Genomic DNA, 22633 nt, shown 5'->3' on the forward strand with positions numbered 1-22633 from the left:
TGCCATGGAAATCCGGTGGGATGCCGACCAAGCACGGGCGGCGGCGCGGCTGCGCGAATTGGTCGATCGGCGCGGCAGGCCGGTCCGGCGTCACCGGGGCGTCTATCTCCACGGCAGACCCGGGCGCGGCAAGACCATGCTCATGAACCGGTTCTTCGCCGAGGTGGCATCGCGACGCAAGCGCCGCTATCACTTTCACCAGTTCTTCGCGAACCTGCACGCCGCGGCGCACGCGTCCGGCTCGATCGATGCCGCGGTGGACGCGCTGCTCGGTGACGCGATACTGGTCTGCTTCGACGAGTTCCACGTGCACGACATCGGCGACGCGATGCTGATCGCCCGGTTGCTCGACGCGCTGTTCGCCCGCCGCGTCACGCTGGTGGTGACATCGAACTACCCGCCCGCCGAGTTGTTGCCGAACCCGTTGTTCCACGACAGGTTCGTGCCGGCCATCGAGCGAATCCTCGCTGACTTGGACGTCGTGGTCGTGGACGGCGCGACCGACTATCGCGCCATCAATAATCATAGAGCTGCAACTGGATTCGCCTCAGGGCGATACGTCGTGGCGCCCCCGTGTCACACGGCAGCGAGCGTTCCATGGGCTTCCGCAGCCCAGAATAAAGCTGCGACACAACGGGAAACCGAGCCGATTATCGAGATATCAGAGGGTGCTCGAAGTTTGCGCGTCATTGCGGCCGATGGTGGAACGCTCGTCATCGACTTCGCCGTATTGTGCGGGACTCCAACTTCCGCCGCGGATTATGTTGCCCTGGCCCAACGATTTCCGTGCTGGGAAATCCGAGATGTGCCGCCGCTGCGTTCAGTTCCCCCCGACTGGGTGATGCGTTTCGTCAACGCCGTCGACGTGCTCTCCGACGCTGATCGGGCACTCACCGTCATCGCGTCTTCGACGCTCGGCGAGCTGGTGCGGGACGTACGGGAAGTGCCGGATATGTCACGTTTGACGAGCCGGCTTTGTGCTTTGTCCCAATCCCCGCCCGATATCGCCCGGTAGTCACCGTGGCGTCGGCCGGCCCGTCGCCTCCCCATCCAGTTGCGGTTCAAGAGGAAGGACTGCGAAGTATTCCATTCCATCCCGAGCGGACCGCCCGGCATGTAACTATGTGGCTGTTTTGTGGAGTACTCAGATTTGGTGGTAACGCAGTGGTCCGGGCGCGAGCGCCGATATCGCGCGTGATCGTGCTGATCACGCTGCTGGCTTTTGCCGCCATCGCCCTGCACGGATACATCCCAGGAATCAGCGAGACCGAGTCCCGCAGGCAGGTTCCGTCGGCTTTGTCGGTCGCGCTCATGCCGGTGTTGCTGACCGTGTCGATCGTGATCCTGCTGGCGGGCGTCATCGCGAGCCAGCACCGGTTGCCGCTGGCCATGCCGGAGCCCGAACGCGCGGACGAGCGCAGGCAGTGGCGGCTGGGGCGCACGGGTTTGGCGCTGCTTGGCGCGCTCGCGCTGCTCGGCGTTCTGGTCGCGGCGGCGTCGGCCATCTACTTCATCGGCGCGGGCACGCCGAGCGAGCCGGCGCGCCCGGCCGCGCCCGCCACCACCACGGGCGCCGCCCCGGTGCAGGGGACCCCGCCGCCCCCTGAAACCGAGCCGAGGTCGGCGGAGTTGACCGGCACGGCGCTGGTGCTGGCCGGAATCGCGGCCGCGGGCCTGGTGACGGTGGCGATGACCGGTCTGGTCGTGGTCGCGGTGTCGTCCCGGCGCAGGCCCGCCCCGGCGCCGGCGCAGGCCGCCGCGCCGACCCCCACCGTGGCGGACTCGCTGGCCCGCGCGGCGGAGATGGGCTTGGCCGCGATGAACGCACCCGGCCAGGACCCACGCACCGCGATCATCGCCTGCTACGTCGCCATGGAACGCGGCCTCGCCTCCGACCGCGCCGCCGCCCCGCTCGCCTCGGACACCCCGATGGAAGTGCTGGCCCGCGCGTTCGAACGCGGCGCGCTGCACGACGCGTCCGCCCGTGAGCTGGTCGCCCTGTTCGAGGAGGCCAGGTTCAGCCCGCACGCCATGCTCGAATGGCAGCGCATGCGCGCCGAGCAACTGCTGCGCATCGTGCTCGCCGATCTGCAAGGGGAGGTGCCCGCGTGACCGGCCGGGTGAGAAAGGACGTCGCGTGAACCGGATGGGGGTGGTGATCACCTGCGTGATCGTCATCGCGGTGATCGAGCTGGTCGCTGTCGAGCGCGCCCGCGGGCTGCTGCTGATCGTCGCCGGTATCCCGGTCGCGGTGGCGCTGGGCTGGCTGATCTGGTCGTTGCTCGAGCGCGCCGAGGCCGGGGAGGCCGACGCGATCGACGACATGGACAACGGCCCGGCGGAGATGTTGCGGCGCTGGCACGCCAGGGCGCAGATGCTCGCCGACCGCGCGGACGGCAGCCGTGCCGATTGGGACCGGCACCTGCGCCCGCTGCTGGCCAAGGAGTTCGAGCTGTCCAGCGGCCAGCGGGTGGCGAAGAACCGCAGAGCGGTCGAGGCGGCGGGCATCCACCAGTTCGGGCCTGAGCTGTGGCGCTGGGTGGACCCGGCCAATTCGGCCCTTCGTGATCAAGCCGGCAGGGCACCGGGACGTGCGGCGCTGGACGAGATCCTGAGCCGCCTGCAGAGAATGTGAAATGGGTTGAGGCAAGTGCGGGTACACACATGACCATGCCGATGGACGTGACCATCCAGCGCAGCGAGGCCGTGCTCCGGGAATTGTCCCGGGTCGTGGTCGGCAAGCAGGACGAGTTGCAGTTGATCATGATCGCGGTGCTGTCCGGTGGGCATGTGCTGATCGAGGACTTACCCGGCCTCGGCAAGACGCTCATCGCGAGATCGTTCGCCTCCGCGCTCGGGTTGCAGTTCACCCGGGTGCAGTTCACCCCGGACCTGCTGCCGGCGGATCTGCTCGGTTCGACGATCTACGACATGTCCTCGGGCCGGTTCACCTTCCGTCGAGGGCCGGTGTTCACCAACGTGCTGCTGGCCGACGAGGTCAACCGCACCCCGCCGAAGACGCAGGCCGCGCTGCTGGAGGCGATGGCGGAAGGACAGGTCAGCATAGACGGCGAGACGTTCGTGCTGCCGCAACCGTTCATCGTGCTGGCCACCGACAACCCGATCGAGTACGAGGGCACCTATCCGCTACCGGAAGCCCAGCTCGACCGCTTCGCCATCCAGCTGCGGCTGGGCTACCTTTCCGAGCACGACGAGACGCAGATGATCCGCCGCAGGCTCGAGCGCGGGGCGCAGCAGCCGCAGGTCAACCAGGTCGTCGATGCCAACGGCCTGCTGGAGATGCGGCAATCCGTCGAATACGTGACCGTGCACCCGGACGTGGTGAGCTACGTCGTCGCGCTGGCGTCGGCGACCAGAGGGCACCCCCAGGTCGAGGTCGGCGCGAGCCCCCGCGCGGAACTGGATCTGGTGCAGATGTCGCGGGCACGGGCGCTGCTGCTCGGCCGCGACTACGTGATCCCCGAAGACGTCAAGGCGCTCGCGGTGCCGGCCATGGCGCACCGGATCACGCTGCGGCCTGAGATGTGGGTGCGCCGCATCCGCGGCGAGGACGTCATCACCGAACTGCTGCGCCGTCTGCCGGTCCCGCGCGCCACCGTGACATGAGGCACCGCGACGCCAGCTCCGCCGTCGACGCCGAATTGCGGTGGCGACCCGCGCCGCTGGTCTTCATGCTCGCCGGATGCGCCGCGGCGGCGTTGGTGCTCGCGGTGGTGCTCGGCCGGTGGCAACTGCTCGTGTTCGCCGCGCCGCTGCTCGGCGTGCTCGCCACCGCGCCGTGGCAGCAGTCCTCGACCAGGATCCAGGTCGACGGCGGCGGCACGCTGCGCTGTTTCGAGACCGAGGAGGTGACGCTCACCGTCGCCGCCTTCGTGGAGAAGGGGCACGCGCTGCTGCGCCTGAAACCGGAGCACTCGAGCGGGCTGGAAATGCAGGTCGAGGAGGCCAGCGATTCCGGCATCGCGCCGGCCGGGTTGCGGCTCGCGCTCTCGGCGGGCAGGTGGGGGCGCTATCCGATCTCGGTTCGGGTATCGGCGCTCAGCCCCGCCGGGCTGGCCGTCGCCACCGCGGTGCTGCCCGCGGGGCAGCTGTTCGTGTATCCGATCACCGATCCGCAGCGGATGCGCCTGCCCCGGACCGAGCTGCCCGAGCGGCTCGGCACCCACCTGACCCGCAGGCACGGTCCCGGCGTCGAGTACGCCGACATCCGCGCCTACGCCCCCGGCGACCAGTTGCGCATCGTCAACTGGCCGGTGAGCGCGCGGCGCGGGCGGCTGTATGTCACCGAACGGCTGACCAACCGATCCGCCGACGTCGTGGTGCTGGTGGACACCTCGCAGCAGGCGCCGGGACCGGCGACCGATTCGCTGGAGCTGTCGGTGCGCGGCGCGGCGCAGGTGGTGCAGTCGACGTTGCAGGCGGGCGACCGGACCGCGGTGGTGTGCCTGGGCCAGGCGCCGCGCTGGCTGCGGCCGGACATCGGCCGCCGCCAGTTCTACCGCATCGTGGACACCGTGCTCGACGTCGGCGACGAGCACATCCCGACCACCGGCACCCTCGCGCCGCACGCGGCCGTGCCGCTCGGGGCGATCGTCGTGGCCTTCTCGACGCTGCTGGACACCCAGTTCGCCCTCGCGCTGATCGATCTGCGCAAGCGCGGGCACGTGGTGGTCGTGGTGGACGTGCTGCGCGGCACGCCGTTCCGGGAGGATCTCGATCCGATCCTGGCCAAGATGTGGCAGCTCGAGCGCGCGGCGATGTACCGGGACATGGGCACCGTCGGCGTCGACATCGTGGCGTGGCCGGAAGACACGCGCCTGGACCAGATCATGCGGGTGCTGCCCGAGCACCGCAGGACCGTACGGGTGCGCCGATGACCAGATTCCTCGCCGTTCTCTCCGGCGTGCTGCTGGTGGCGTCGGTGGCGCTGCTGGAGCCGTGGATCGCCATCCCCGCCATGGTCTTCGTGGCGCTCGGCTGGTGGCTGCGGCCGCTGGCGGTCTGCGCGGTGCTGCTCGCGCTGGCCGTGCTCGCGATCGCCGACGCCGGTGTGCTCGCCTCCGCCGCAACGGGTTTGGTGGCCACCACCTACTTGCTCAACGCCGCGACGGTGACCGCGCCGCACGGCGTGGTGCCGACCACGATCCCGTCGGTGACCGGCGCGGTCGGCTTCACGGCGGTCGCCGTCGTCGCCGCTCTCGTCCCACTGCGCCTGGCCTGGGCTCCGCTGGCCGCACCGGTGCTCGTGCTGCTGCTGTACGCCCTGGTGATCCAGGGCGCGGCCGCCCGGCGCGGGCGCGGCGACCGCGAACTTCCGGCGTCGGGCGAAGTCTGACGCCGAGGCGACAGCCCTCGGAGACGAGACCATGGCCGAAACCGTGCCGGTATGAACCGCGAAGGCCGCACGGACGTGCGCGTACCGTTCGGTAGTGCGAGGGCGGCCCCGACGGCCGAGGTCGCCCCCCGCTGAGGCTCCGCAGGCGTGATCGAGGAGATGGACAACCGCGGGAGGTCTTATGACGTTCGCCGAGTTCGATCGAACGACCACCACGTCAACGACCTTCCGCGGGTCGCGTCGGTCGCCTGATGGCGCAGCGCCGCGGGCTTGGCTCGGGAGCGGCTCGTGGTGACATTGGACCGGTTGGCGAATGTGCTGAGTGGCTACGGAATCCGCTTGCGGTTGGGTTCGGTGCCCCGGTCCACCCGACTGCGCAGCGTGGTGATCCACGGGGCCGATGAGGACCCCATGGAAGCGGGCGACGTACTGCTGGGAATCGGGGCGCGCTCGGTGCCGGAGGTGCTGGAATGGGCGGTGTCGGCGGGTGCTGTCGTCGCGCTCTTTCGTGGGGGTGCGGAGACCGAGCACGAGCCGGATATCGATGGCGTGGCGGTGCTCGTGGTCGATCCCGCGGTGGCATGGAGCGAGCTGGCCGCGGTGGTCTACGGGTTGGTGCTGGAAGGACGCGAGACCGAGGCCGGTCGCGGCCCGACCGATTTGTTCGCCTTGGCCGACAGCGTGGCCGACGCTGTCGGGGGTGCGGTGACGATCGAGGACCGGCGGTCTCGGGTGCTGGCGTATTCGAAGCCGAAGCAGCACCTCGATCCCGCCCGCGTCGAGACGATCCTCGGTAGGGAGATGCCGCCGTGGTTGCGGGCACTGTTCGACGCGCGCGGCGTCTTCGCGCATTTGGCCGCCTCGGACGAGCCGTTGTTCGTCGCCCCGGACGTCGAACGCGGTGTGACGGGGCGGATGGTGGTGGCCGTACGCGTGGGCAGGCAACTGCTGGGGTCGGTATGGGTGTCGTGCCCGGCGCCGTTGCGCGGGGCCCGGCGCGCGGCCTTGGCCGACGGTGCGCGCACGGTGGCCTTGCACCTGTTGCGGTCGCGGGCCAGCGCGGACCTCGAGCGTCAGGTGGAAGCCGATCTGGTCATCCGTCTACTGGAGGGCGCGGCGGACGCGGCGACGGTGGCCAGCAGACTCGGGCTGGCGCCGGAGAACCTGCGGGTGATCGCGCTGCGGGATCGAAGCGCGGACGAGCGGCACGCCGCGCTGCTGTTGATCTTCGAGCGAGCGACGACCGGATTCGGCTGGTCCCGTTCGACCCGCAGCGCCTTGGTCGGCGACACCGTCTACACCGTGCTCCCCGCTGATTCCGCTGCGGCGGCACGCCGCTGGGTCGGTGAGTTACAGGACGCGCTGCCCGTGGGGATGACATTGGCGGCCGGCGTCAGCGGTCTCGCGCGGGCCACGGAATTGGCGTCGGCGCGCCGAGAAGCCGACGAGTGCATGGCGCTGCACGAGGCCCGGCCCGCGGCGGCCGCGCCTCCCGCCTACGACGAGTCGTGGGATGAAATCCTGCTACAGCGATTGCGCACCGCGGGACTTTCCGGACGCACCCCGGCGCGGGGGCCGGTGTCGGAATTACGGCGCCACGATCGCGTGCACTCCACCCAGTACGTGGCTACGCTGCGCGCCTGGTTGCAGGCGCAGGGCGACTCCGCCCAGGCGAGCGCGCAGCTCGGCGTGCACGAGAACACCGTCCGCAACCGGTTGCGGAAGATGGCGGAGGTGACCGACCTCGGCTTGGACGATCCCCGCAAACGTCTCGCCATGATGATCGAACTCGCCGTCGCCGACACCGACTGACCCGGCCCGCTGTGCCTGCGCTACAAATCTCCGCCCTCCGATTGTCCGATCAGCGCAACCGATCGCCTCGCCGCCACGCCACCATGGGGTTGAGCCAGGAAGGAGGTATCGGAGTGAGGAACATGCAGGTACGTGAGGTGATGCGGAGACCGGTCACCACCGTCCGGCGCGAGGACACGGCGCGCGAGGCGGCGCTGATGCTCGCCGAACTGCGGTACGCGGCGCTGCCCGTGCTCGACGGAGACGACCGCCTCATCGGAATGCTCACCAGCGGCGACCTCTTGCGGTCCGGGGAACTCGACGACGCGGTCGGCGCGGTGATGACTACGCCGGCGGTGTCCCTGCCCCAGAACGCGGCACTGGCCGAGGTGATGAGCAGGCTGGTGACCCACGGACTACGCAGTCTGCCGGTCGTCGACGCCGAGGACCGCGTGGTCGGCATGTTCAGCCGCGGCGACGCGCTTCGGCTCATGCTCACTCCGGACGACGCGCTCGCGGCCGATGCGCAGCGCCTGCTCGATCAATACCGCGGCGCGCGGCGCTGGCAGGTCACCGTCGACGACGGCGACGCCACCGTCTCCGGCCGGTTCGCCGACGAATCCGAACGACGCATCGCCGTCGCCCTGACCCGCACCGTGCCCGGCATCCGTACCGCGAGCATCGCGCTCACACCCGCTGCGGCTGAGCATTGACCCCCACCAACCAGCTCTGGAGTCGACGATGACCCACGCATACCCCGTTCAACGCGCGAGCCTCAGCGAACACCTACCCGTGCTGCGCGCCGCACTCGAGCAGCAACGCCGCTTCCGCCTGCAACAGCTGGCCGAACTCGAAGCCGAGCTCGACCGCGCAGGTGAACCCGCCGACGCGGCTGACGCGGCCAGACACGAGGTCGACGGCAAACTGGCCGCGGCGGCGCGGCAAGCGCTGGCCGATATCGAGGCCGCTCTCCTGCTCATCACCGCCGGACGTTACGGCCGCTGCCGACGCTGTCACGCCGAGATCCCGATCCGGCTGCTGCGCGCCATTCCCACTACACAGTGGTGCTTGCGGTGCCATCGGCATCTCTCGTCCGCCGACGGGTCCCGTGATACGGGGGCAGGGGCCTGGGCGCCGCTCCCGATCGCCGCGCCGCGGCCTGCAGGCGAAACGAGAGACGCTCGCCTTCCGTTGACCGTCGATGCGCCGGGACCGGCCCGGAGTCGCCCGCACCGGCACCTTGGCGCCGCGTTTGCCGTTCGGGTCGGACGCGGCCCGGCTGGGAGCCGCTCGGGTGCAGCTGTGTAGTGATCCTCAGGCGGGCCGGAACCGCAGTTCGACATCGTTCAGGACCGGTGCGTCGTCGCGTTCGACCACGGTCGCGGCGATGACGAGCCGATCGTCCTCGCGCCAGATCCGGACGCGGATCGTCTCGCCCGGGTACAGCACACCGGCGAACCGGGCGCGGAAGCCGGTGACGCGGCTGGCGTCGGAGTCGAGCACGATGTCGGTCGCGGTCTTGCACACCATGCCGTAGGTGCACAACCCGTGCAGGATGGGGGCGGGGAACCCGGCGGCGCGGGCGAATTCGGGATCGGAGTGCAGGGGGTTGCGGTCGCCGGACATCCGGTAGAGCAACGCCTGCTGCGGCAGCGTCGGCGTGGTGACGTCGAAATCCGGTGCGCGATCCGGCAATTCGGTCTTGGTGCTCGGCCCGCGCTCGCCGCCGAAACCGCCCTCGCCCTTGGCGAAGATCGAGGAGCGCTCGGTCCACAGCGGCGCGCCGTCGGAGCCGGTGACGGTGTGCTCCTGCACGATGACCGCGGCCGAGCCCTTGTCCCAGATCTCGGCGATCCGGCTGGTTTTGGTCGCCTTGCCCGCCGCCGGGATCGGCCGGTGCACCTCGACCTCCTGATGTCCGTGCACCACCTTCGCCAGGTCGATCTCGACGCCGGGGAAGCTCACCCTGGGCGGCTCGGTCTCGTGCACGGTCGCCGCCACGGTGGCGAAGGTCGGCAGCACCTGCGGTTCCCGATCGTCGAGATAGCGCAGCTCGGCCGGGTCGGTCCAGCGCGCGCCCGCGCCGAGGCCAAGCTGATACAGCTGCACGTCCGACGCGGTCCAGGCGAACTCCCGGCTCGGCAGTTGCGCGCCGAGCGCGATCTTCGGGTCGATGGGCATCAGTTCTCCTTGTGCATGAATGTGGATCGATTCGGATCTACCGCGCCGCGAGGGAGGCCGCGCCCGAAATCGATGCGCCTTCGGTCCGATCCTGCTCGGCGCGACCGCGGCTCGCCAGCGCGCCGTCCGATCGGTGGGATGGGCGCGTGGATCGCGGTGTGGCTCGTGTTCGGGCGCGCCCCGCACTTCGTTCTCGTGACCGAGACCCCAGTCGTAGCGGAAGGCCTTCCCTTGGCCGCAGCGGCAGGCTTTCATTCGGCGAGACGGACGGCGGAGCGGGTCGCGTCCAGCGCGACCCACACCGCGATCCGACCATCAGGCCTCCGCCGCGGCGGCCGCGGGCTGCTGCTTCTTGCGCTCGACGATGTCCAGCACCGCGAGGTATCCGAAGGCGATCGCGGGGCCGATGGTCGCGCCGGGCCCCGCGTAGGTGTGGCCCATCACCGGTGTGGAGCAGTTGCCGGAGGCGTACAACCCCTCGATGACGCTCCCGTCCTCGCGCAACACGCGGCCTGCGGTGTCCGCCACCAGCCCGCCCTTGGTGCCCAGATCACCGGGCACGATCTTGGCGGCGTAGTACGGGCCCTGCACCAGCGCGGCCAGGCACGGGTTGGGTCGCACGGTCGGATCGCCGTAGTACCGGTCGTAGTGGCTGTCGCCGCGGCCGAAGTCTTCGTCCTTGCCGGTCTCGGCGAAGCCGTTGAACCGGGTGACGGTCGCGGCCAGCGCGTCGGCGGGCACGCCGATCCGGCCCGCCAATTCCTCGATGCTGTCGGCCTTGACGATGAAGTCGTTTTCCATCCACCGGGACGGAAAGCGCTGACCGGGCTGTAGCCCCGCGAAGATGTAGCGGTTCCGGTAGCGCTGGTCGAACACCAGCCACGCGGGGATGTTCTCGCCCGGTCCCTCACCCTGCCCGTACTCGCCGCCGTACATGGTGTGCACCGCCTCGACGTAAGGAGCGGACTCATTTCCGAATCGCTTGCCGTCGGCGTTCACCATGATGCTGCCGGGCAGGTTCCGTTCGGCCAGCGCGAACCACGGCTTGCCGCCCTTGAAGATGGTCGGCCCCCACCACGCGTCCTCCATGAAACCGATGGCCGCGCCCGCCGCCATGCCCGCTTGGATGCCGTCGCCGGTATTGGCGGCCGCGCCGGTGGTCCACTCGGTGGTGATGGGCTGGCGCTGGTATTTGGTGCGCATTTCCGCGTTGTGCTCGAAACCGCCGCTGCCGAGCACGACGCCGTAGCGGGCGGTGAAGGTGACCGGCTCGCCCTCGTGCAGCGCTTGGACGCCGGTGACCACGCCATCGGTCACGACGAGATCGGTCATCGGGGTGTTCAGCAGAAGCGGCACGTTCGCGTCCATGAGCCCCTTGCGCATGCCCGCGATGACGGCCTGCCCCATGCCGACGATGTGTTTGCGAGTGAACTTGGCCCAGTAGGTGCGCGCGCCGACGCGCATCGCCCGCAGCATGCCCTTCGGATGACGCCGGATCAGATTGAGCCGGACGAAGTCCGCCTGCATGACCACGACGTTCAGCGGAGCCTTCGCGTACGGCGGCTCCAGGTTGAACCGTTCATCGCCCAGGATCTTCGTGTCGAACGGCTTGGGCTCGCACGAGCGTCCCTCGGGCCGCCCGCCCGGCGCCTCCGGATGGTAATCGGAGTAGCCCGGCACCCAGGTCATCTTCAGCGGCGAATGATCGAGCACGAAATCCAGCGCTTCGGCCCCGCGGTCGATGAAGGTGTCGATCCGTTCGGCGGGTACGACGTCGCCGATGATGCTGTGCAGGTAGGTCCGTGCGTCCTCGCGGTCGTCGGGCCGACCGGACGCGCGCAGCGCCTTGTTGCCCGGGATCCACACGCCGCCGCCGGAGCGCGCGGTCGACCCGCCGTAGTGCGCGGCCTTCTCGATGACCACCACGCTCAGGCCGTTGTGGGCCGCGGTGAGGGCGGCGGTCATGCCGGCGGCGCCGCTGCCGACCACCACCACGTCGTATTCCCGATCAGTCATGTAGAACACGTTATAGAATGGACGCGCCATTGGTCTATGTTGTGTGGCAGAAGACTTGCTCGACGTTCCGTTTGTCGAGGAAACTTGTTTCAGTTTCGGACCGGAGTTAAGAACATGGGCCTCGAATGGGACCTGACCACCGACGTTGTCGTGGTCGGATACGGCGCCGCGGGGGCCGCGGCCGCGCTGGAAGCGACCGCGGCGGGCGCGCAGGTGCTCGTCCTCGAACGCTTCACCGGCGGCGGCACGTCGGCGCTGTCCGGCGGCATCATCTACGCGGGCGGCGGCACCTCCGTGCAGCGCGAGGCGGGTGTCGAGGACACCCCCGAGGCCATGTACGCCTACCTCGAGCGCGAGGTCGGCGACGCGGTCGCCCCCGAGACGCTGCGCCGGTTCGTCGACGAGAGCCCGGAGCTGATCGAGTGGCTGAAGGCGCACGGCGTCCCGTTCGAGGCCTCGCTGTGCCCGTACAAGACCTCCTACCCCAACGACCGCTACTACCTGTACTACTCGGGCAGCGAGATCTCCGGCGCGTTCCGCGACATCCCCGCCGCCCAGCGCGGACACCGGGTGAAGGGCCGGGGCACTTCGGGCAAGAAACTCACCGGCCCGCTCGCCGCCGCAGCGTCGAGGGCGGGCGTGCGCGTGGAAACGCTCACCCGGGTGACCCGATTGATCACCGACGCCGCGGGTGCGGTGATCGGCGTGGAATGCCACACCCTGCGCGACGCGCCCGGCCGGGTCCGCGACCGCTACACCCGCATGGCGAAGGTCGCGGCCAAGCCTGGCATCTACTACCCGCCGCTGCGGCGAGCGCTGGAACAGCGGCTGGACGCGCTGGAACGCCGGTACGGCAGCACGATCAGGGTCCTCGCCCGGCGCGCGGTGGTGCTCAGCGCGGGCGGGTTCATCGCCAATCGCGATCTGGTGCGGCAGCACGCGCCCGCGTTCCACGGCGGTCTCGCCCTCGGCACCACCGCCGACGACGGCAGCGGCATCCTGATGGCCCAGCAGGTCGGCGCGGCCGTCGACCACATGGACAACGTCTCCGCGTGGCGGTTCCTGCTGCCGCCCAGCGCCTTCACCGCGGCGCTTCTGGTCGACGCCGATGGCCGCAGGGTGATCGACGAGACCCGCTACGGCGCCGCCGTCGGCAACAAGCTGATCACCGAGCACGGCGGCAAGGGATGGCTGCTGGCCGACGACCCGCTGATGCGCACCGCGATCGGCCAGATCGGCAAGCAGGGCGCGTGGTTCCAGCGCGGGCAGTTCGAGACCATGCGGCGCACCGCGATTCGCGGCGCGACGCTGGAGCAAGCCGCGGCGAAGGCGGGCATCGACCCGGCCGGGCTGCGCGCGACGGTGGACGCGCACAACACCGCGATCGAGACCGGCGCGCCCGATCCGGTCGGAAAGCCTGCCGAGTTCACCGAACCGGTCCGCACCGGTCCGTTCTGGTTGTTGGATGTGGGCATCAAACCGAGCCTGACCAACCCGTGCCCCATGCTCACCCTCGGCGGCGTCGTCGTGGACGAGCGCACCGGCGCGGTCGAGACGGTCGATGGCCGTGACATCCCCGGCCTCTTCGCCGCCGGCCGCACCGCGGTCGGCGTCTGCTCCGAGTCCTATGTCAGCGGGCTGTCGCTGGCCGACTGCATCTTCTCCGGTCGCAGGGCAGGCCGGTCCGCCGCGGGCGAGCAGGTCTCGGCGCTGGAAAACGCAACTGTGGAAGGGAACTAGCGTGCTGTCCGACGCGGTACGAACCGAACTGGCCGACGAACTCGAGCGCGCCGAGCGCGACCGGGTGGCGATCGATCCGCTGATCGCCCGCCACCCCGATATCGACGTGGTCGACGCCTACGAGATCCAGCTGATCAACATCCGGCGCAGGCTCGACGCGGGCGCGCGCGTGGTCGGGCACAAGGTGGGCCTGTCCTCGAAGGCCATGCAGCAGATGATGGGCGTCGACGAGCCCGACTACGGTCACCTGCTCGCGGAAATGGAAGTCTACGAGGACGTTCCGGTGGAAGCGGGCCGCTACCTGTTCCCCCGGGTGGAGGTGGAGGTCGGGTTCGTGCTCGGCGCCGACCTGCCCGGCGCGGAGTGCACCGAGGATGACGTGCTCGCCGCCACGGTCGCCTTCGCGCCCGCGATCGAGCTGATCGACTCGCGGATCAAGGACTGGAACATCGGCCTGGCCGACACCATTTCCGACAACGCGTCTTCGGCCGGCTTCGTGCTCGGCGCGCAGCGGGTCGCGCCGAAGGACATCGACATCAAGGCCATCGACGCGGTGCTCACCCGCAACGGCGATGTGGTCGCCGAAGGCCGCAGCGACGCGGTGCTGGGCGATCCGGTGATCGCGGTGGCCTGGCTGGCGCGCAAGGTCGCGAGCTTCGGGGTGCGGTTGAAGGCCGGTGACATCGTGCTGCCCGGCTCCTGCACCCGCGCCATCGACGCCCGTCCGGGCGATGAGTTCCACGCCGAGTTCGCCGGACTCGGCTCTGTCCGTCTGCAATTCACCTAGGGAGGCTGTCGTGTCCGTGAACGGGACCGTCACCGCCGCGATCGTCGGGTCCGGCAACATCAGTACCGATCTGCTCTACAAACTGCTGCGCTCGCAGAAGATCCAGCCGCGCTGGATGATCGGAATCGACCCGGACAGCGAGGGCCTGAAGCGGGCGCGCGGTCTGGGCCTGGAGACCTCGCACGAGGGCGTGGACTGGCTGCTCGCGCAATCCGAACTGCCCGATCTGATCTTCGAGGCGACCTCGGCGTACGTGCACCGCGCCGCCGCCCCGCGCTACGCCGAGGCGGGCATCCGCGCCGTCGACCTCACCCCGGCGGCCGTCGGGCCCGCCGTGGTGCCGCCGGTGAACCTGGGCGCGAACCTCGACGCGCCGAACGTCAACATGATCACCTGCGGCGGTCAGGCGACGATCCCGATCGTCGCCGCGGTTTCGCGGGTCGTCCCGGTGCCGTACGCGGAGATCGTCGCCTCCGTGTCGTCGGTCTCCGCCGGTCCCGGCACCCGCGCCAACATCGATGAGTTCACCAAGACCACCAGCAGGGGCGTGGAGACCATCGGCGGGGCACAGCGCGGCAAGGCGATCATCATCCTGAACCCCGCCGAGCCGCCGATGATCATGCGCGACACCATTTTCTGCGCCATCCCCGAGGACGCCGACACCGACGCGATCGCCGACTCGATCCACCGGATGGTCGCCGATATCCAGCAGTACGTGCCCGGCTACCGGTTGCTGAACGAGCCGCAGTTCGACGAGCCGTCGGTGGTCTCCGGCGGCATGGCGAAGGTGTCGGTGTTCGTGGAGGTGGAGGGCGCGGGCGACTTCCTGCCCCCGTACGCGGGCAACCTCGACATCATGACCGCCGCCGCGACGCAGGTCGGCGAGGTCATCGCCGAACAGATCGTCACGGCCCGGGTGTAAGGAGCTTTCGACATGGCCTACTCAGCAGAACTCGACATCCGCGTCACCGACACCTCGCTGCGCGACGGATCCCACCACAAGCGTCACCAGTTCACCGCGACGGAGGTCCGCGACATCGTCGCCGCCCTCGACGGCGCGGGTGTCCCCGTGATCGAGGTGACCCACGGCGACGGTCTCGGCGGCTCGTCGTTCAACTACGGCTTCTCCAAGACGCCCGAGCAGGAACTGGTCGCCATCGCCGCCGAGACGGCGAAGCGGGCGAAGATCGCCGTGCTGATGCTGCCCGGCGTCGGGGTGAAGGAAGACATCAAGGTCTCGCAGGACAACGGCGCGACGATCTGCCGGATCGCCACGCACTGCACCGAGGCCGACGTGTCGATCCAGCACTTCGGTCTGGCGCGGGAACTCGGGCTGGAGACGGTCGGGTTCCTGATGATGTCGCACACCCAGCCGCCGGAGGTGCTGGCCAAGCAGGCGCGCATCATGGCCGACGCCGGCTGCCAGTGCGTCTACATCGTCGACTCCGCCGGGGCGCTGGTGCTCGAGCAGGTCTCCGACCGGGTCGCGGCGCTGGTGGCCGAACTCGGCGACGACGCGCAGGTCGGCTTCCACGGCCACGAGAACCTCGACCTGGCCGTCGCCAACTCGATCTACGCCATCCGCGCCGGCGCCAAGCAGATCGACGGCAGCGCGCGGCGTTTCGGCGCGGGCGCGGGCAACACGCCGGTCGAGGCGCTGGTCGGTGTGTGCGACAAGCTGGGCGTGAAGACGGGCATCGATTTCTTCGCCATCGCCGACGCCGCCGAAGACGTCGTCCGCCCCGCGATGCCGCAGGAATGCCTGCTCGACCGCCAGGCCCTGATGATGGGCTACGCGGGCGTCTACTCCAGCTTCCTCAAGCACGCCGAACGGCAAGCCGAACGCTACGGGGTCTCCGCCGCCGAAATGCTCGTACGAGCGGGCAAGCGCAAACTGGTCGGCGGCCAAGAGGACCAGCTCATCGACATCGCGCTGGAATTGCAACGGGAGAAGGCGACGGTCACCGCCTGACCGGTAAGCCACAGGGGGGTCGCGAACGAACGTTCGCGACCCCGTTCGTCTGCCGGGACCACTATCGAGCAAGTCTCCGCTGGTCGAAGGGTGGTCGATCACGCGTCTCCCAGTACCCGGAAGTCCAGTCCATTCGGCCAGGCGGCAGCAACGATCCCGCGTCCCCAAGGCAAAGGGAGCGGGAAGGGGATAGCTCCCGACGCGCGTGATCGAACGCGGCGCGATCGGTTCCGCTGGTCCATACCGACCGAGGAGTCATGTCGGCGAGTGCGGAATACCACCCGGGCAATTCGTGTGCGCGACGGTACTGCTCGGCGCTCGTGCGCAGCGTGACGCGCCGCCGCCGCAAGCTCCGTTCGAACGCGGCGTACTCAGCACTGCGCAACATCCAGCCGCGGTAGACAGCCACCCCGCTGGAACGGACGCGTCGAACGGCATCCTCCGCGCCGTCGGCGCGGGTCAACGCGTCGTGATCGACCACGGCGATGTCCAAACCGGCGGCACGAGCCGCGTCCGCCTCCGGGGCGAAATGCTCGTCGACGCGTTGGGGGCGAAGTACATCGGCCGGAACAAGAAGCAGCACAACGCATATCGTCGCGTCGGAACACGCGATTCCCAACCGATTTCCGCCTCGCCGCTATCGGTGATCATCGTTGCCGCAGTCGACTTGGAACTACGCCGCTGACTGAATCAACTCCTCGCACATGCGCCGCAGCTGTCCAGCCCGTTCGGCGGAACTCCGCGTCTTCATCAACCGCAGGAAGTACGCGTACTGCGCGGTGCGATCAAGCTGCTCGAATCTCTCCCGTGCGGGTGGACTCGCACTGAGCGCTTCGAGCAGGTCGGCCGGGCAGGTGGCGGTCCGCTGGCATTCGTAGGCGGCCGCCCAGCGTCCATCGGACTGCGCGGCGGCAATGGCCGCGAAACCGGGAGCCCGCATGCGACCTGCGGCGATGAGCGCTTCGGCTTTCGCGACATTGATCTGCGACCACGGACTCTTCGGGCGGCGCGGCGAGTACCGCTGCAGATAGTGCTCGGCGTCCATGCCGCGGCGATGGCTGTCGATCCACCCGAAGCAGAGCGCGCCGTCGAGCGCCTCGCCGTTGCTGATGGTCCTGCCCGCCACCCCTTTCTTGCCGATCTTCAGCCAGACATCAGCGGCCTCGTCGTGATCGGCCGCGAGCCACCCCTCCCACTGCGCAAGGTCCGCAAAGGTCAGGATCCTCGTCCCATCGAACCGACCCATAGTGCCTCCCTAGATCCGGTGCCCTCATCGCACCCATCTTCCACCCCAAAGTGCTCACCATCTGAGCACTTCACGAGTGGCACATGAGCGTGTGGCGCTCTCGCGTTTCGCCGCGCTCATGTGCCACTCGCGAAGCCGACGGCAGCGACAGTCGCCTCCGGCTGACACGGCACCGCCGCCGGTAGGTTGATCCATGGCAGCGGTGATCGCGAGGTCGCTCCGACGCGGGCTTCTTCGCAACAGTCGAGAGGAGAAACGAATGACCATCGATATTCGCAAGGTGACCGTGCTGGGCACCGGGGTGCTGGGTTCGCAGATCGCCTTTCAGACCGCCTTCCACGGTTTCGAGGTGACGGCTTACGACATCGATGACAAGGCGCTGGCCGCGGCCAGGGAACGACTCGACAAGCTCGTGCCGGTCTACCGCGAGCAGGTGCCCGGTGGCGGGGACGGCAAGGCGGAGCAGACGGCGGCGGGCATCGCGCTGACTTCCGACCTGGCACACGCGGTGCAGGACGCGGACCTGGTCATCGAGGCCATCCCCGAGGTGCTGAGCATCAAGCAGCAGACCTACGAGCAGCTCGGCCGGGTCGCACCGGAGCGCACGATCTTCGCCACCAACTCCTCCACCCTGCTGCCCAGCGCCATGAAAGACTTCACCGGCCGTCCGGACCGGTTCCTCGCGCTGCACTTCGCCAATCAGGTGTGGCACTTCAACACGGCCGAGATCATGGGCACCGCCGACACCGACCCGAACGTATACCAGGCCGTGGTCGACTTCGCCTCGAAGATCGGCATGGTGCCGATCGAAATCCACAAGGAGAAGGCCGGTTACGTCCTGAACTCGCTGCTGGTGCCGTTGCTCAACGCGGGCATGAGCCTGGCGGCCGGCGGCTACGCCGATCCCGAGGCGGTGGACAAGACCTGGCAGATCGGCACCGGCGCACCGGCCGGACCGTTCCGCATCCTCGACATCATCGGACTGACCACGCCGTACAACATCCTGGTCAACAACGAGGACGAGGACTCCCAACGGCTGGCCAAGTGGTTGAAGGAGAACTACATCGACAAGGGCAAGCTCGGCATCGCCACCGGGGAGGGCTTCTACAAGTACTGACCGGCGAGCGCGGTGAGTTCGGGATTCGCCGCGCCCAGGCACCACTCGTGGAGCGAGGGCGGCTGATCGAGGCCTAGTCCTTCATGCGCTACACGGCGACGATCTCGAGCATGCTTTCCAGCCCGCGGAAATCCGCGCTGTTGCGGGTGTACAGCGGTAACCCACGTGCCGACGCGATTGCCGCGATGAGCAAATCCATCCGGCGCGGCCGCGGGTCGCGTTTCGCCGCCAGAGTGAGTGCTACCAGGGTGCCGTAGCGTGTCGCGGCGTCCTCGTCGAAGGGCAACGGATCGAAATCCACGATGGCGGCACCGAGTTGCTCGGATCGTGCGGCCCGAGTGACAGTGTCTTTCGCCATGGCGACGCCTTGGTGCAATTCGGCCAACGTGATCGCTGTTATCTCACACAACTCCGGCAAAGAAGTGGGATCCAGCGTACCCAGGTCGATGTAGGCGCAAGTGTCCAATACGCCCGATGTATGCCGCTCGGTCATGACCGCGATCCCCACGCATCGTCGTCGCCGACTCGATCTTCCGTTCCGAAGAATTCGTCGGCCTCTTGCCGCATGCCGGCGAAGTCGACACGAGGTAGTCTGCGATGCCGTTCCACGAGCTCTTCCGTCGTCAGGCGGCGCTTTCGGCTGACCGGCCGTACTTCGGCGACTTCGACCCCATTTCGGGTTACGCGGAACGTCTCCCCGGCCTCGACCGCATCCATGACCGCCGCTGAGTGGTTGCGGAACTCGCGCTGCGTGATCACTTTCATAGCCTGATTGTAGCCCCCTGTAGCGCGCGGGGCTACGAGTGCTGGTCGCGTCCTACAACCAGGTGTCCAACGTCGTCGTCGTGAGGAAGTGCTCCAGGTCGGCACGCCAAGGTGCCGGGGTGGTCTTCTCCGGTTCGATGGCGGTGTACTGGCCCCGATAGAACAGCAGGGGGCGGCCGGTGGTGGTCGTCTCGGAGAGGGCTTGGACGCGGCCGATCACGATGTAGTGGTCGCCGCCGTCGACGACGGTCTCGACCTCGCACTGGATGGTGGCCAGCGCTTCGTCCAGCACCGGGAGTTCCAGGTCGGAGGTGTGCCAGGCGGCGCCGGCGAACTTGTCGGGTTCGCGGGAGCCGAAGCGGGCGCACAGTTCGCGCTGCTGTTCGGCGAGAACGTTCACGCAGAAACGCCCGGATTTCTCGATCGCCGCCCAGGAGCGGGACGCCTTGGTGGGGCAGAACAGCACCAGCGGCGGTTCGAGGGAGAGGGCGGCGAAGGATTGGCACGCGAAGCCGATCGGAACCCCGTCGTCGTCGAAGGTGGTGATCACGGTGATGCCGGTGCAGAACTGTCCCAGCACGTTCCGGAACTGCCGTGGATCGATCTCGGATCCGTCCGCGGTCATCGTTTCGCTCGCCCTCTCGGTCACTGCTGCCGTTGCCCGACGGTGAAGTCGTGGCCCCACAGGCTCACCGCGGTGGATTCCCGCGCGATCCAGTCGTGGTCGTCCACTTCCAGGCCCTCGCAACCGAATTCGACGTCGAACCCGCCCGGCGTCTTCATGTAGAAGGAGAGCATCTTGTCGTTGACGTGCCGTCCCAGCGTCGCCGACATCTTGACCTTCTTGCGCAGCGCGCGGTCCAGGGTCAGGCCGACGTCGTCGGCGTTCTCCACCTCGAGCATCAAGTGCACGATGCCGCTCGGCGTCGGCATGGGCAGGAACGCCAGCGAGTGGTGGCGCGGGTTGCAGCCGAAGAAGCGCAGCCACGCGGGCTCGCCGTCGGCCGGGCGTCCCACCATCTGCGGTGGCAGCCGCATCGAGTCGCGCAGCCGGAAGCCGAGCACGTCGCGGTAGAACTCCAGCGCCGCCTTGTCGTCCTTGGTGCTGAGCACCACGTGCCCGAGCCCCTGCTCCTCGGTGACGAATTTGTGCCCGTAGGGACTGACCACCCGGCGATGCTCCAGCGCCGCGCCGTGGAACGCCTCGAGCGTGTTGCCCGAGGGATCTTCGAACGCGATCAGCTCGTAGACCCGGCGCTCGGCCAGTTCCGCCGCGGTGCCCTCCTTGTAGGGCACGCCCGCCGCGTCCAGCCGGTTGCGGATGTCCTGCAACTCCTCGGCGTTGGCCGTCTCCCAGCCCGAGACCTGTAGCCGGTCCTTCTCGCCCGGGACGATCACCAGCCGGGCCGGGAACTCGTCCATGCGCAGATAGAGGGCTTCGGGGTCGGCGCCCTTGCCCTCGACCATGCCGAGGACCTTCAGGCCGTACTCCCGCCAGGCGGCCATGTCGGTCGCCTCGATACGCAGATATCCCAGTGAACGAATGCCCATCACTTCTCCTTGACGCCCGCGAGGAAATCGATCGCGAGCCGGTTGAATTCGTGGAACTTCTCCAGTTGCGCCCAGTGCCCGCAGCCGCCGAAGACGTGCAGTTGCGCGCGCGGGATCAGTTTGGTCGCCACCAGCGCGCCGTCGAGCGGGTTGACCCGGTCCTCGCGGCCCCAGATCAGCAGCACCGGCTGACGCAGCTTGTAGGCGTCGCGCCAGAGCATGCCCTTCTCGAAGTCGGCGCTCGCGAACGACTTGCCCATCGCCCTGGTCGCGGCCAGCGCCTCCGGCGTGCTCGCCGAGGCGAACCGCTCATCGATCAGCTCGTCGGTGACCAGCGACTGGTCGAAGACCATGATGCGCAGGAACGCCTCCAGGTTCTCCCTGGTCGGCTCGTAGTTGAACTTGGAGAGCAGCTTCACGCCCTCCGTCGGGTCGGGCGCGAACAGATTGGTGCTCAGCCCGCCGGGCCCCATCAGGATCAGTTTTCCGGCGCGGTCGGGATAGTCCAGCGCGAACCGGACCGCAGCGCCGCCGCCGAGCGAATTGCCCAGCAGGTGCACCCGGGTGGTGATCTCGAGGTGGTCGAGCAGATCCTTCAGCGCCGAGGCGCTGTGCACGAAGTACTGCGGATGCTCGGTGGGCTTGTCCGAGCGGCCGTAGCCGGGCTGGTCCACCGCGAGCACGTGGAAGTGCTCGGCCAGCACCGGGATGTTGCGCGCGAAGTTCGACCAGGAGGACGCGCCGGGCCCGCCGCCGTGCAGCAGAACGATCGTCGGCCCGTTGCCGACGCCCGCCTCGTGGTAATGCAGCCGCAGATCGGGCCGCACCTGCGCGTAGCGCGAGGTCGATTCGGCGGTGAGTTCCGCGGTCGATGTCACGGTCAGCCCTCCTAGACCATGCCGTCGGTGACGGGCAGGCCGAACTCGTGCGTGCCGTACATCAGGTACGCGCGCTCGGGATCGTTGGCCGCGTGCACCCGGCCCGCGTGCGCGTCGCGCCAGAAGCGTTGCAGCGGCGTGCCGTTGGCCAGCGCGGTGGCGCCGGAGCTCTCGAACAGCTTGTCGATCGCCGCGATCGAGCGACCGGTGGCGCGCACCTGGTCGCGCCGGGCCCGCACGCGCAGGTCGAACGGGATCTCCTTGCCCGCAGCCAGCAGCGCGTACTCGTCGGCCACGTTGCCAGAAAGCTGCCGCCACGCGGCGTCGATGTCGCTGGCGGCCTCCGCGATGCGCACTTTGGCGAACGGATCCTCCTTGGCCTTCTCGCCGGCGTAGGCCGCGCGCACCCGCTTGCCCTGGTGCTCGACATGCGCCGCGTACGCGCCGTAGGCCATGCCGACGATCGGCGTGGAGATCGTGGTGGGATGGATTGTGCCCCAAGGCATCTTGTAGACCGGATCGGTATTCTGCTCCAGACCGGGCGATTTCAGTTCGCTCATGGCACGGAAGCTGAGGAACCGGTGCGAGGGCACGAAGACGTCCTTCACCACGACGGTGTTGGAGCCGGTGCCGCGCAGGCCGACCACGTTCCACACGTCGTCGATGCGGTAGTCGTCGCGGGGGATGAGGAAGCTGCCGAAGTCCACCGGCTTGCCGTCCTTGATCACCGGGCCGCCGAGCACCGCCCAGGTGGCGTGATCGCAGCCCGACGACCAGGCCCACGCGCCGTTGACGAGGTAGCCGCCGTCGACCACCGTGCCCGCGCCCATGGGCGCGTAGGAGGAGGAGATCCGCACTTCGGTGTCCTCGCCCCAGACGTCCTCCTGCGCCTGCTGCGCGAACAGCGCGAGGTGCCAATTGTGCACGCCGACAATGCCCGCCACCCAGCCGGTGGAGCCGCACGCGCTGGCGATCTTGCGCACGGTGTCGTAGAAGACCACCGGATCGGCGGCGTGACCGCCCCACTGCTTGGGCTGGAGCAACCGGAAGAAGCCGGTCTCCTGCAACGCCTTCATGCTTTCGTCGGGGATGCGCCGCAGGTCCTCGGCCTCCTGTGCGCGTTCGCGCAACGTCGGCAACAGCGCTTCGACCCGTTCGGTCACTTCTTGCGTCATCTCGGGACCTGCTCCTGCCTGGTCGGTTGATGTCGGGAATCTCATTTGTCTCTGAGAC

At 68.8% G+C, this 22633-nt stretch carries 25 protein-coding genes; 15 read left to right on the top strand and 10 right to left on the bottom strand.

Going from position 1 to position 22633, the window contains the following annotated elements; translation table 11 throughout:
- Positions 1 to 4 precede the first annotated feature (4 nt).
- The 8 genes from zapE to ACWDMM_RS28815 all read left to right on the top strand — a co-directional run bounded on the left by zapE (position 5) and on the right by ACWDMM_RS28815 (position 7860).
- The gene (zapE, locus tag ACWDMM_RS28780) at positions 5 to 1015 is read left to right on the top strand and encodes a cell division protein ZapE (RefSeq protein WP_449940427.1); all 1011 of its coding nucleotides are present in this window, start codon (positions 5 to 7) and stop codon (positions 1013 to 1015) included.
- 179 nt (positions 1016 to 1194) lie between these two features.
- On the top strand, positions 1195 to 2112 hold the full coding sequence (locus ACWDMM_RS28785) for a DUF4129 domain-containing protein (protein ID WP_323124582.1): 918 nt from the start codon (positions 1195 to 1197) through the stop codon (positions 2110 to 2112).
- 34 nt (positions 2113 to 2146) lie between these two features.
- Entirely contained in the window at positions 2147 to 2635 is a 489-nt protein-coding gene (locus ACWDMM_RS28790; RefSeq protein ID WP_357111225.1) for a hypothetical protein, read from the top strand.
- 29 nt (positions 2636 to 2664) lie between these two features.
- Entirely contained in the window at positions 2665 to 3627 is a 963-nt protein-coding gene (locus tag ACWDMM_RS28795) for an AAA family ATPase (protein ID WP_195078056.1), read from the top strand.
- The gene (locus ACWDMM_RS28800; protein ID WP_195078057.1) at positions 3624 to 4898 is read left to right on the top strand and encodes a DUF58 domain-containing protein; all 1275 of its coding nucleotides are present in this window, start codon (positions 3624 to 3626) and stop codon (positions 4896 to 4898) included. The genes ACWDMM_RS28795 and ACWDMM_RS28800 overlap by 4 nt, the downstream gene beginning before the upstream one ends.
- Positions 4895 to 5356, top strand: a complete 462-nt coding sequence (locus tag ACWDMM_RS28805; protein ID WP_195078058.1) for a hypothetical protein — start codon at positions 4895 to 4897, stop codon at positions 5354 to 5356. Before ACWDMM_RS28800 ends, ACWDMM_RS28805 begins: the two co-directional genes overlap by 4 nt.
- A 288-nt stretch (positions 5357 to 5644) precedes the next feature.
- Positions 5645 to 7168, top strand: coding sequence for a PucR family transcriptional regulator (locus ACWDMM_RS28810; protein ID WP_195078059.1), 1524 nt, complete (start codon positions 5645 to 5647; stop codon positions 7166 to 7168).
- A 122-nt stretch (positions 7169 to 7290) separates the two neighbouring features.
- On the top strand, positions 7291 to 7860 hold the full coding sequence (locus ACWDMM_RS28815) for a CBS domain-containing protein (RefSeq protein ID WP_195078406.1): 570 nt from the start codon (positions 7291 to 7293) through the stop codon (positions 7858 to 7860).
- Between the two features lie 73 nt (positions 7861 to 7933).
- On the opposite strand, the gene ACWDMM_RS28820 is transcribed toward ACWDMM_RS28815, so the two are convergent.
- Positions 7934 to 8227: a hypothetical protein gene (locus ACWDMM_RS28820; protein ID WP_357111237.1), complete on the bottom strand. Its 294-nt coding sequence runs from the start codon at positions 8225 to 8227 to the stop codon at positions 7934 to 7936.
- Here ACWDMM_RS28820 and ACWDMM_RS28825 point away from each other — a divergent pair.
- Positions 8177 to 8455: a hypothetical protein gene (locus ACWDMM_RS28825; RefSeq protein WP_449940480.1), complete on the top strand. Its 279-nt coding sequence runs from the start codon at positions 8177 to 8179 to the stop codon at positions 8453 to 8455. The genes ACWDMM_RS28820 and ACWDMM_RS28825 overlap by 51 nt on opposite strands.
- Before the next feature lie 6 nt (positions 8456 to 8461).
- Here the strand turns inward: ACWDMM_RS28825 and ACWDMM_RS28830 are convergent, their stop codons facing one another.
- Both ACWDMM_RS28830 and kstD read right to left on the bottom strand, forming a co-directional pair.
- Entirely contained in the window at positions 8462 to 9328 is an 867-nt protein-coding gene (locus tag ACWDMM_RS28830; protein WP_195078061.1) for a MaoC/PaaZ C-terminal domain-containing protein, read from the bottom strand.
- Between the two features lie 315 nt (positions 9329 to 9643).
- Positions 9644 to 11353 (bottom strand): 3-oxosteroid 1-dehydrogenase, encoded by a 1710-nt coding sequence (gene kstD / locus ACWDMM_RS28835; protein WP_195078062.1) that lies wholly within the window; start codon positions 11351 to 11353, stop codon positions 9644 to 9646.
- 105 nt (positions 11354 to 11458) lie between these two features.
- Between kstD and ACWDMM_RS28840 the strand changes: the two genes are divergently transcribed.
- From ACWDMM_RS28840 to ACWDMM_RS28860, 5 genes are all read left to right on the top strand, one after another.
- Complete coding sequence (locus ACWDMM_RS28840) at positions 11459 to 13084, top strand: FAD-binding protein (RefSeq protein WP_357111156.1); 1626 nt, start codon at positions 11459 to 11461, stop codon at positions 13082 to 13084.
- Position 13085: 1 nt separating this feature from the next.
- Positions 13086 to 13871, top strand: coding sequence for a 2-keto-4-pentenoate hydratase (locus ACWDMM_RS28845; RefSeq protein ID WP_357209277.1), 786 nt, complete (start codon positions 13086 to 13088; stop codon positions 13869 to 13871).
- Positions 13872 to 13887: 16 nt separating this feature from the next.
- Positions 13888 to 14793: an acetaldehyde dehydrogenase (acetylating) gene (locus ACWDMM_RS28850; protein WP_195078407.1), complete on the top strand. Its 906-nt coding sequence runs from the start codon at positions 13888 to 13890 to the stop codon at positions 14791 to 14793.
- A 12-nt stretch (positions 14794 to 14805) separates the two neighbouring features.
- The gene (gene dmpG, locus ACWDMM_RS28855) at positions 14806 to 15843 is read left to right on the top strand and encodes a 4-hydroxy-2-oxovalerate aldolase (protein ID WP_195078064.1); all 1038 of its coding nucleotides are present in this window, start codon (positions 14806 to 14808) and stop codon (positions 15841 to 15843) included.
- Positions 15844 to 16135: 292 nt separating this feature from the next.
- Entirely contained in the window at positions 16136 to 16528 is a 393-nt protein-coding gene (locus ACWDMM_RS28860) for a hypothetical protein (protein WP_449940435.1), read from the top strand.
- On the opposite strand, the gene ACWDMM_RS28865 is transcribed toward ACWDMM_RS28860, so the two are convergent.
- Positions 16517 to 17089 (bottom strand): YdeI/OmpD-associated family protein, encoded by a 573-nt coding sequence (locus ACWDMM_RS28865; protein ID WP_449940438.1) that lies wholly within the window; start codon positions 17087 to 17089, stop codon positions 16517 to 16519. The genes ACWDMM_RS28860 and ACWDMM_RS28865 overlap by 12 nt on opposite strands.
- Before the next feature lie 259 nt (positions 17090 to 17348).
- Between ACWDMM_RS28865 and ACWDMM_RS28870 the strand changes: the two genes are divergently transcribed.
- Entirely contained in the window at positions 17349 to 18206 is an 858-nt protein-coding gene (locus ACWDMM_RS28870) for a 3-hydroxyacyl-CoA dehydrogenase (RefSeq protein ID WP_195078067.1), read from the top strand.
- An 88-nt stretch (positions 18207 to 18294) separates the two neighbouring features.
- Here ACWDMM_RS28870 and ACWDMM_RS28875 read toward each other — a convergent pair whose 3' ends face one another.
- From ACWDMM_RS28875 to hsaA, 6 genes are read right to left on the bottom strand one after another with little or no spacing between them, the layout of a single operon-like run.
- Positions 18295 to 18699: a type II toxin-antitoxin system VapC family toxin gene (locus tag ACWDMM_RS28875; protein ID WP_195078068.1), complete on the bottom strand. Its 405-nt coding sequence runs from the start codon at positions 18697 to 18699 to the stop codon at positions 18295 to 18297.
- Positions 18696 to 18971, bottom strand: a complete 276-nt coding sequence (locus tag ACWDMM_RS28880) for a type II toxin-antitoxin system Phd/YefM family antitoxin (protein WP_195078069.1) — start codon at positions 18969 to 18971, stop codon at positions 18696 to 18698. The genes ACWDMM_RS28875 and ACWDMM_RS28880 overlap by 4 nt, the downstream gene beginning before the upstream one ends.
- Before the next feature lie 52 nt (positions 18972 to 19023).
- Positions 19024 to 19596, bottom strand: a complete 573-nt coding sequence (gene hsaB, locus ACWDMM_RS28885) for a 3-hydroxy-9,10-secoandrosta-1,3,5(10)-triene-9,17-dione monooxygenase reductase subunit (RefSeq protein ID WP_357209284.1) — start codon at positions 19594 to 19596, stop codon at positions 19024 to 19026.
- A gap of 20 nt (positions 19597 to 19616) precedes the next feature.
- Positions 19617 to 20522 (bottom strand): iron-dependent extradiol dioxygenase HsaC, encoded by a 906-nt coding sequence (hsaC, locus tag ACWDMM_RS28890; RefSeq protein WP_449940443.1) that lies wholly within the window; start codon positions 20520 to 20522, stop codon positions 19617 to 19619.
- A complete protein-coding gene (gene hsaD, locus ACWDMM_RS28895; protein WP_195044478.1) occupies positions 20522 to 21400 on the bottom strand; it encodes a 4,5:9,10-diseco-3-hydroxy-5,9,17-trioxoandrosta-1(10),2-diene-4-oate hydrolase in 879 nt (292 codons plus the stop codon). Before hsaD ends, hsaC begins: the two co-directional genes overlap by 1 nt.
- Before the next feature lie 11 nt (positions 21401 to 21411).
- Entirely contained in the window at positions 21412 to 22575 is a 1164-nt protein-coding gene (hsaA, locus tag ACWDMM_RS28900; protein WP_039794786.1) for a 3-hydroxy-9,10-secoandrosta-1,3,5(10)-triene-9,17-dione monooxygenase oxygenase subunit, read from the bottom strand.
- Between the last annotated feature and the right edge of the window lie 58 nt (positions 22576 to 22633).

The organism is Nocardia sp. NPDC003726 (genome assembly GCF_053586955.1).

Excerpts from the sequence above, each read along its gene's own strand:
- zapE (WP_449940427.1), top strand. The coding sequence starts at position 5 with ATGGAAATCCGGTGGGATGCCGACCAAGCACGGGCGGCGGCGCGGCTG.
- ACWDMM_RS28790 (WP_357111225.1), top strand. The coding sequence starts at position 2,147 with ATGGGGGTGGTGATCACCTGCGTGATCGTCATCGCGGTGATCGAGCTG.
- ACWDMM_RS28795 (WP_195078056.1), top strand. The coding sequence starts at position 2,665 with ATGACCATGCCGATGGACGTGACCATCCAGCGCAGCGAGGCCGTGCTC.
- ACWDMM_RS28800 (WP_195078057.1), top strand. The coding sequence starts at position 3,624 with ATGAGGCACCGCGACGCCAGCTCCGCCGTCGACGCCGAATTGCGGTGG.
- ACWDMM_RS28805 (WP_195078058.1), top strand. The coding sequence starts at position 4,895 with ATGACCAGATTCCTCGCCGTTCTCTCCGGCGTGCTGCTGGTGGCGTCG.
- ACWDMM_RS28815 (WP_195078406.1), top strand. The coding sequence starts at position 7,291 with ATGCAGGTACGTGAGGTGATGCGGAGACCGGTCACCACCGTCCGGCGC.
- ACWDMM_RS28820 (WP_357111237.1), bottom strand. The coding sequence starts at position 8,227 with ATGGCACCGCAAGCACCACTGTGTAGTGGGAATGGCGCGCAGCAGCCG.
- ACWDMM_RS28830 (WP_195078061.1), bottom strand. The coding sequence starts at position 9,328 with ATGCCCATCGACCCGAAGATCGCGCTCGGCGCGCAACTGCCGAGCCGG.
- ACWDMM_RS28840 (WP_357111156.1), top strand. The coding sequence starts at position 11,459 with ATGGGCCTCGAATGGGACCTGACCACCGACGTTGTCGTGGTCGGATAC.
- dmpG (WP_195078064.1), top strand. The coding sequence starts at position 14,806 with ATGGCCTACTCAGCAGAACTCGACATCCGCGTCACCGACACCTCGCTG.
- ACWDMM_RS28865 (WP_449940438.1), bottom strand. The coding sequence starts at position 17,089 with ATGGGTCGGTTCGATGGGACGAGGATCCTGACCTTTGCGGACCTTGCG.
- ACWDMM_RS28870 (WP_195078067.1), top strand. The coding sequence starts at position 17,349 with ATGACCATCGATATTCGCAAGGTGACCGTGCTGGGCACCGGGGTGCTG.
- ACWDMM_RS28875 (WP_195078068.1), bottom strand. The coding sequence starts at position 18,699 with ATGACCGAGCGGCATACATCGGGCGTATTGGACACTTGCGCCTACATC.
- ACWDMM_RS28880 (WP_195078069.1), bottom strand. The coding sequence starts at position 18,971 with ATGAAAGTGATCACGCAGCGCGAGTTCCGCAACCACTCAGCGGCGGTC.
- hsaB (WP_357209284.1), bottom strand. The coding sequence starts at position 19,596 with ATGACCGCGGACGGATCCGAGATCGATCCACGGCAGTTCCGGAACGTG.
- hsaC (WP_449940443.1), bottom strand. The coding sequence starts at position 20,522 with ATGGGCATTCGTTCACTGGGATATCTGCGTATCGAGGCGACCGACATG.
- hsaA (WP_039794786.1), bottom strand. The coding sequence starts at position 22,575 with ATGACGCAAGAAGTGACCGAACGGGTCGAAGCGCTGTTGCCGACGTTG.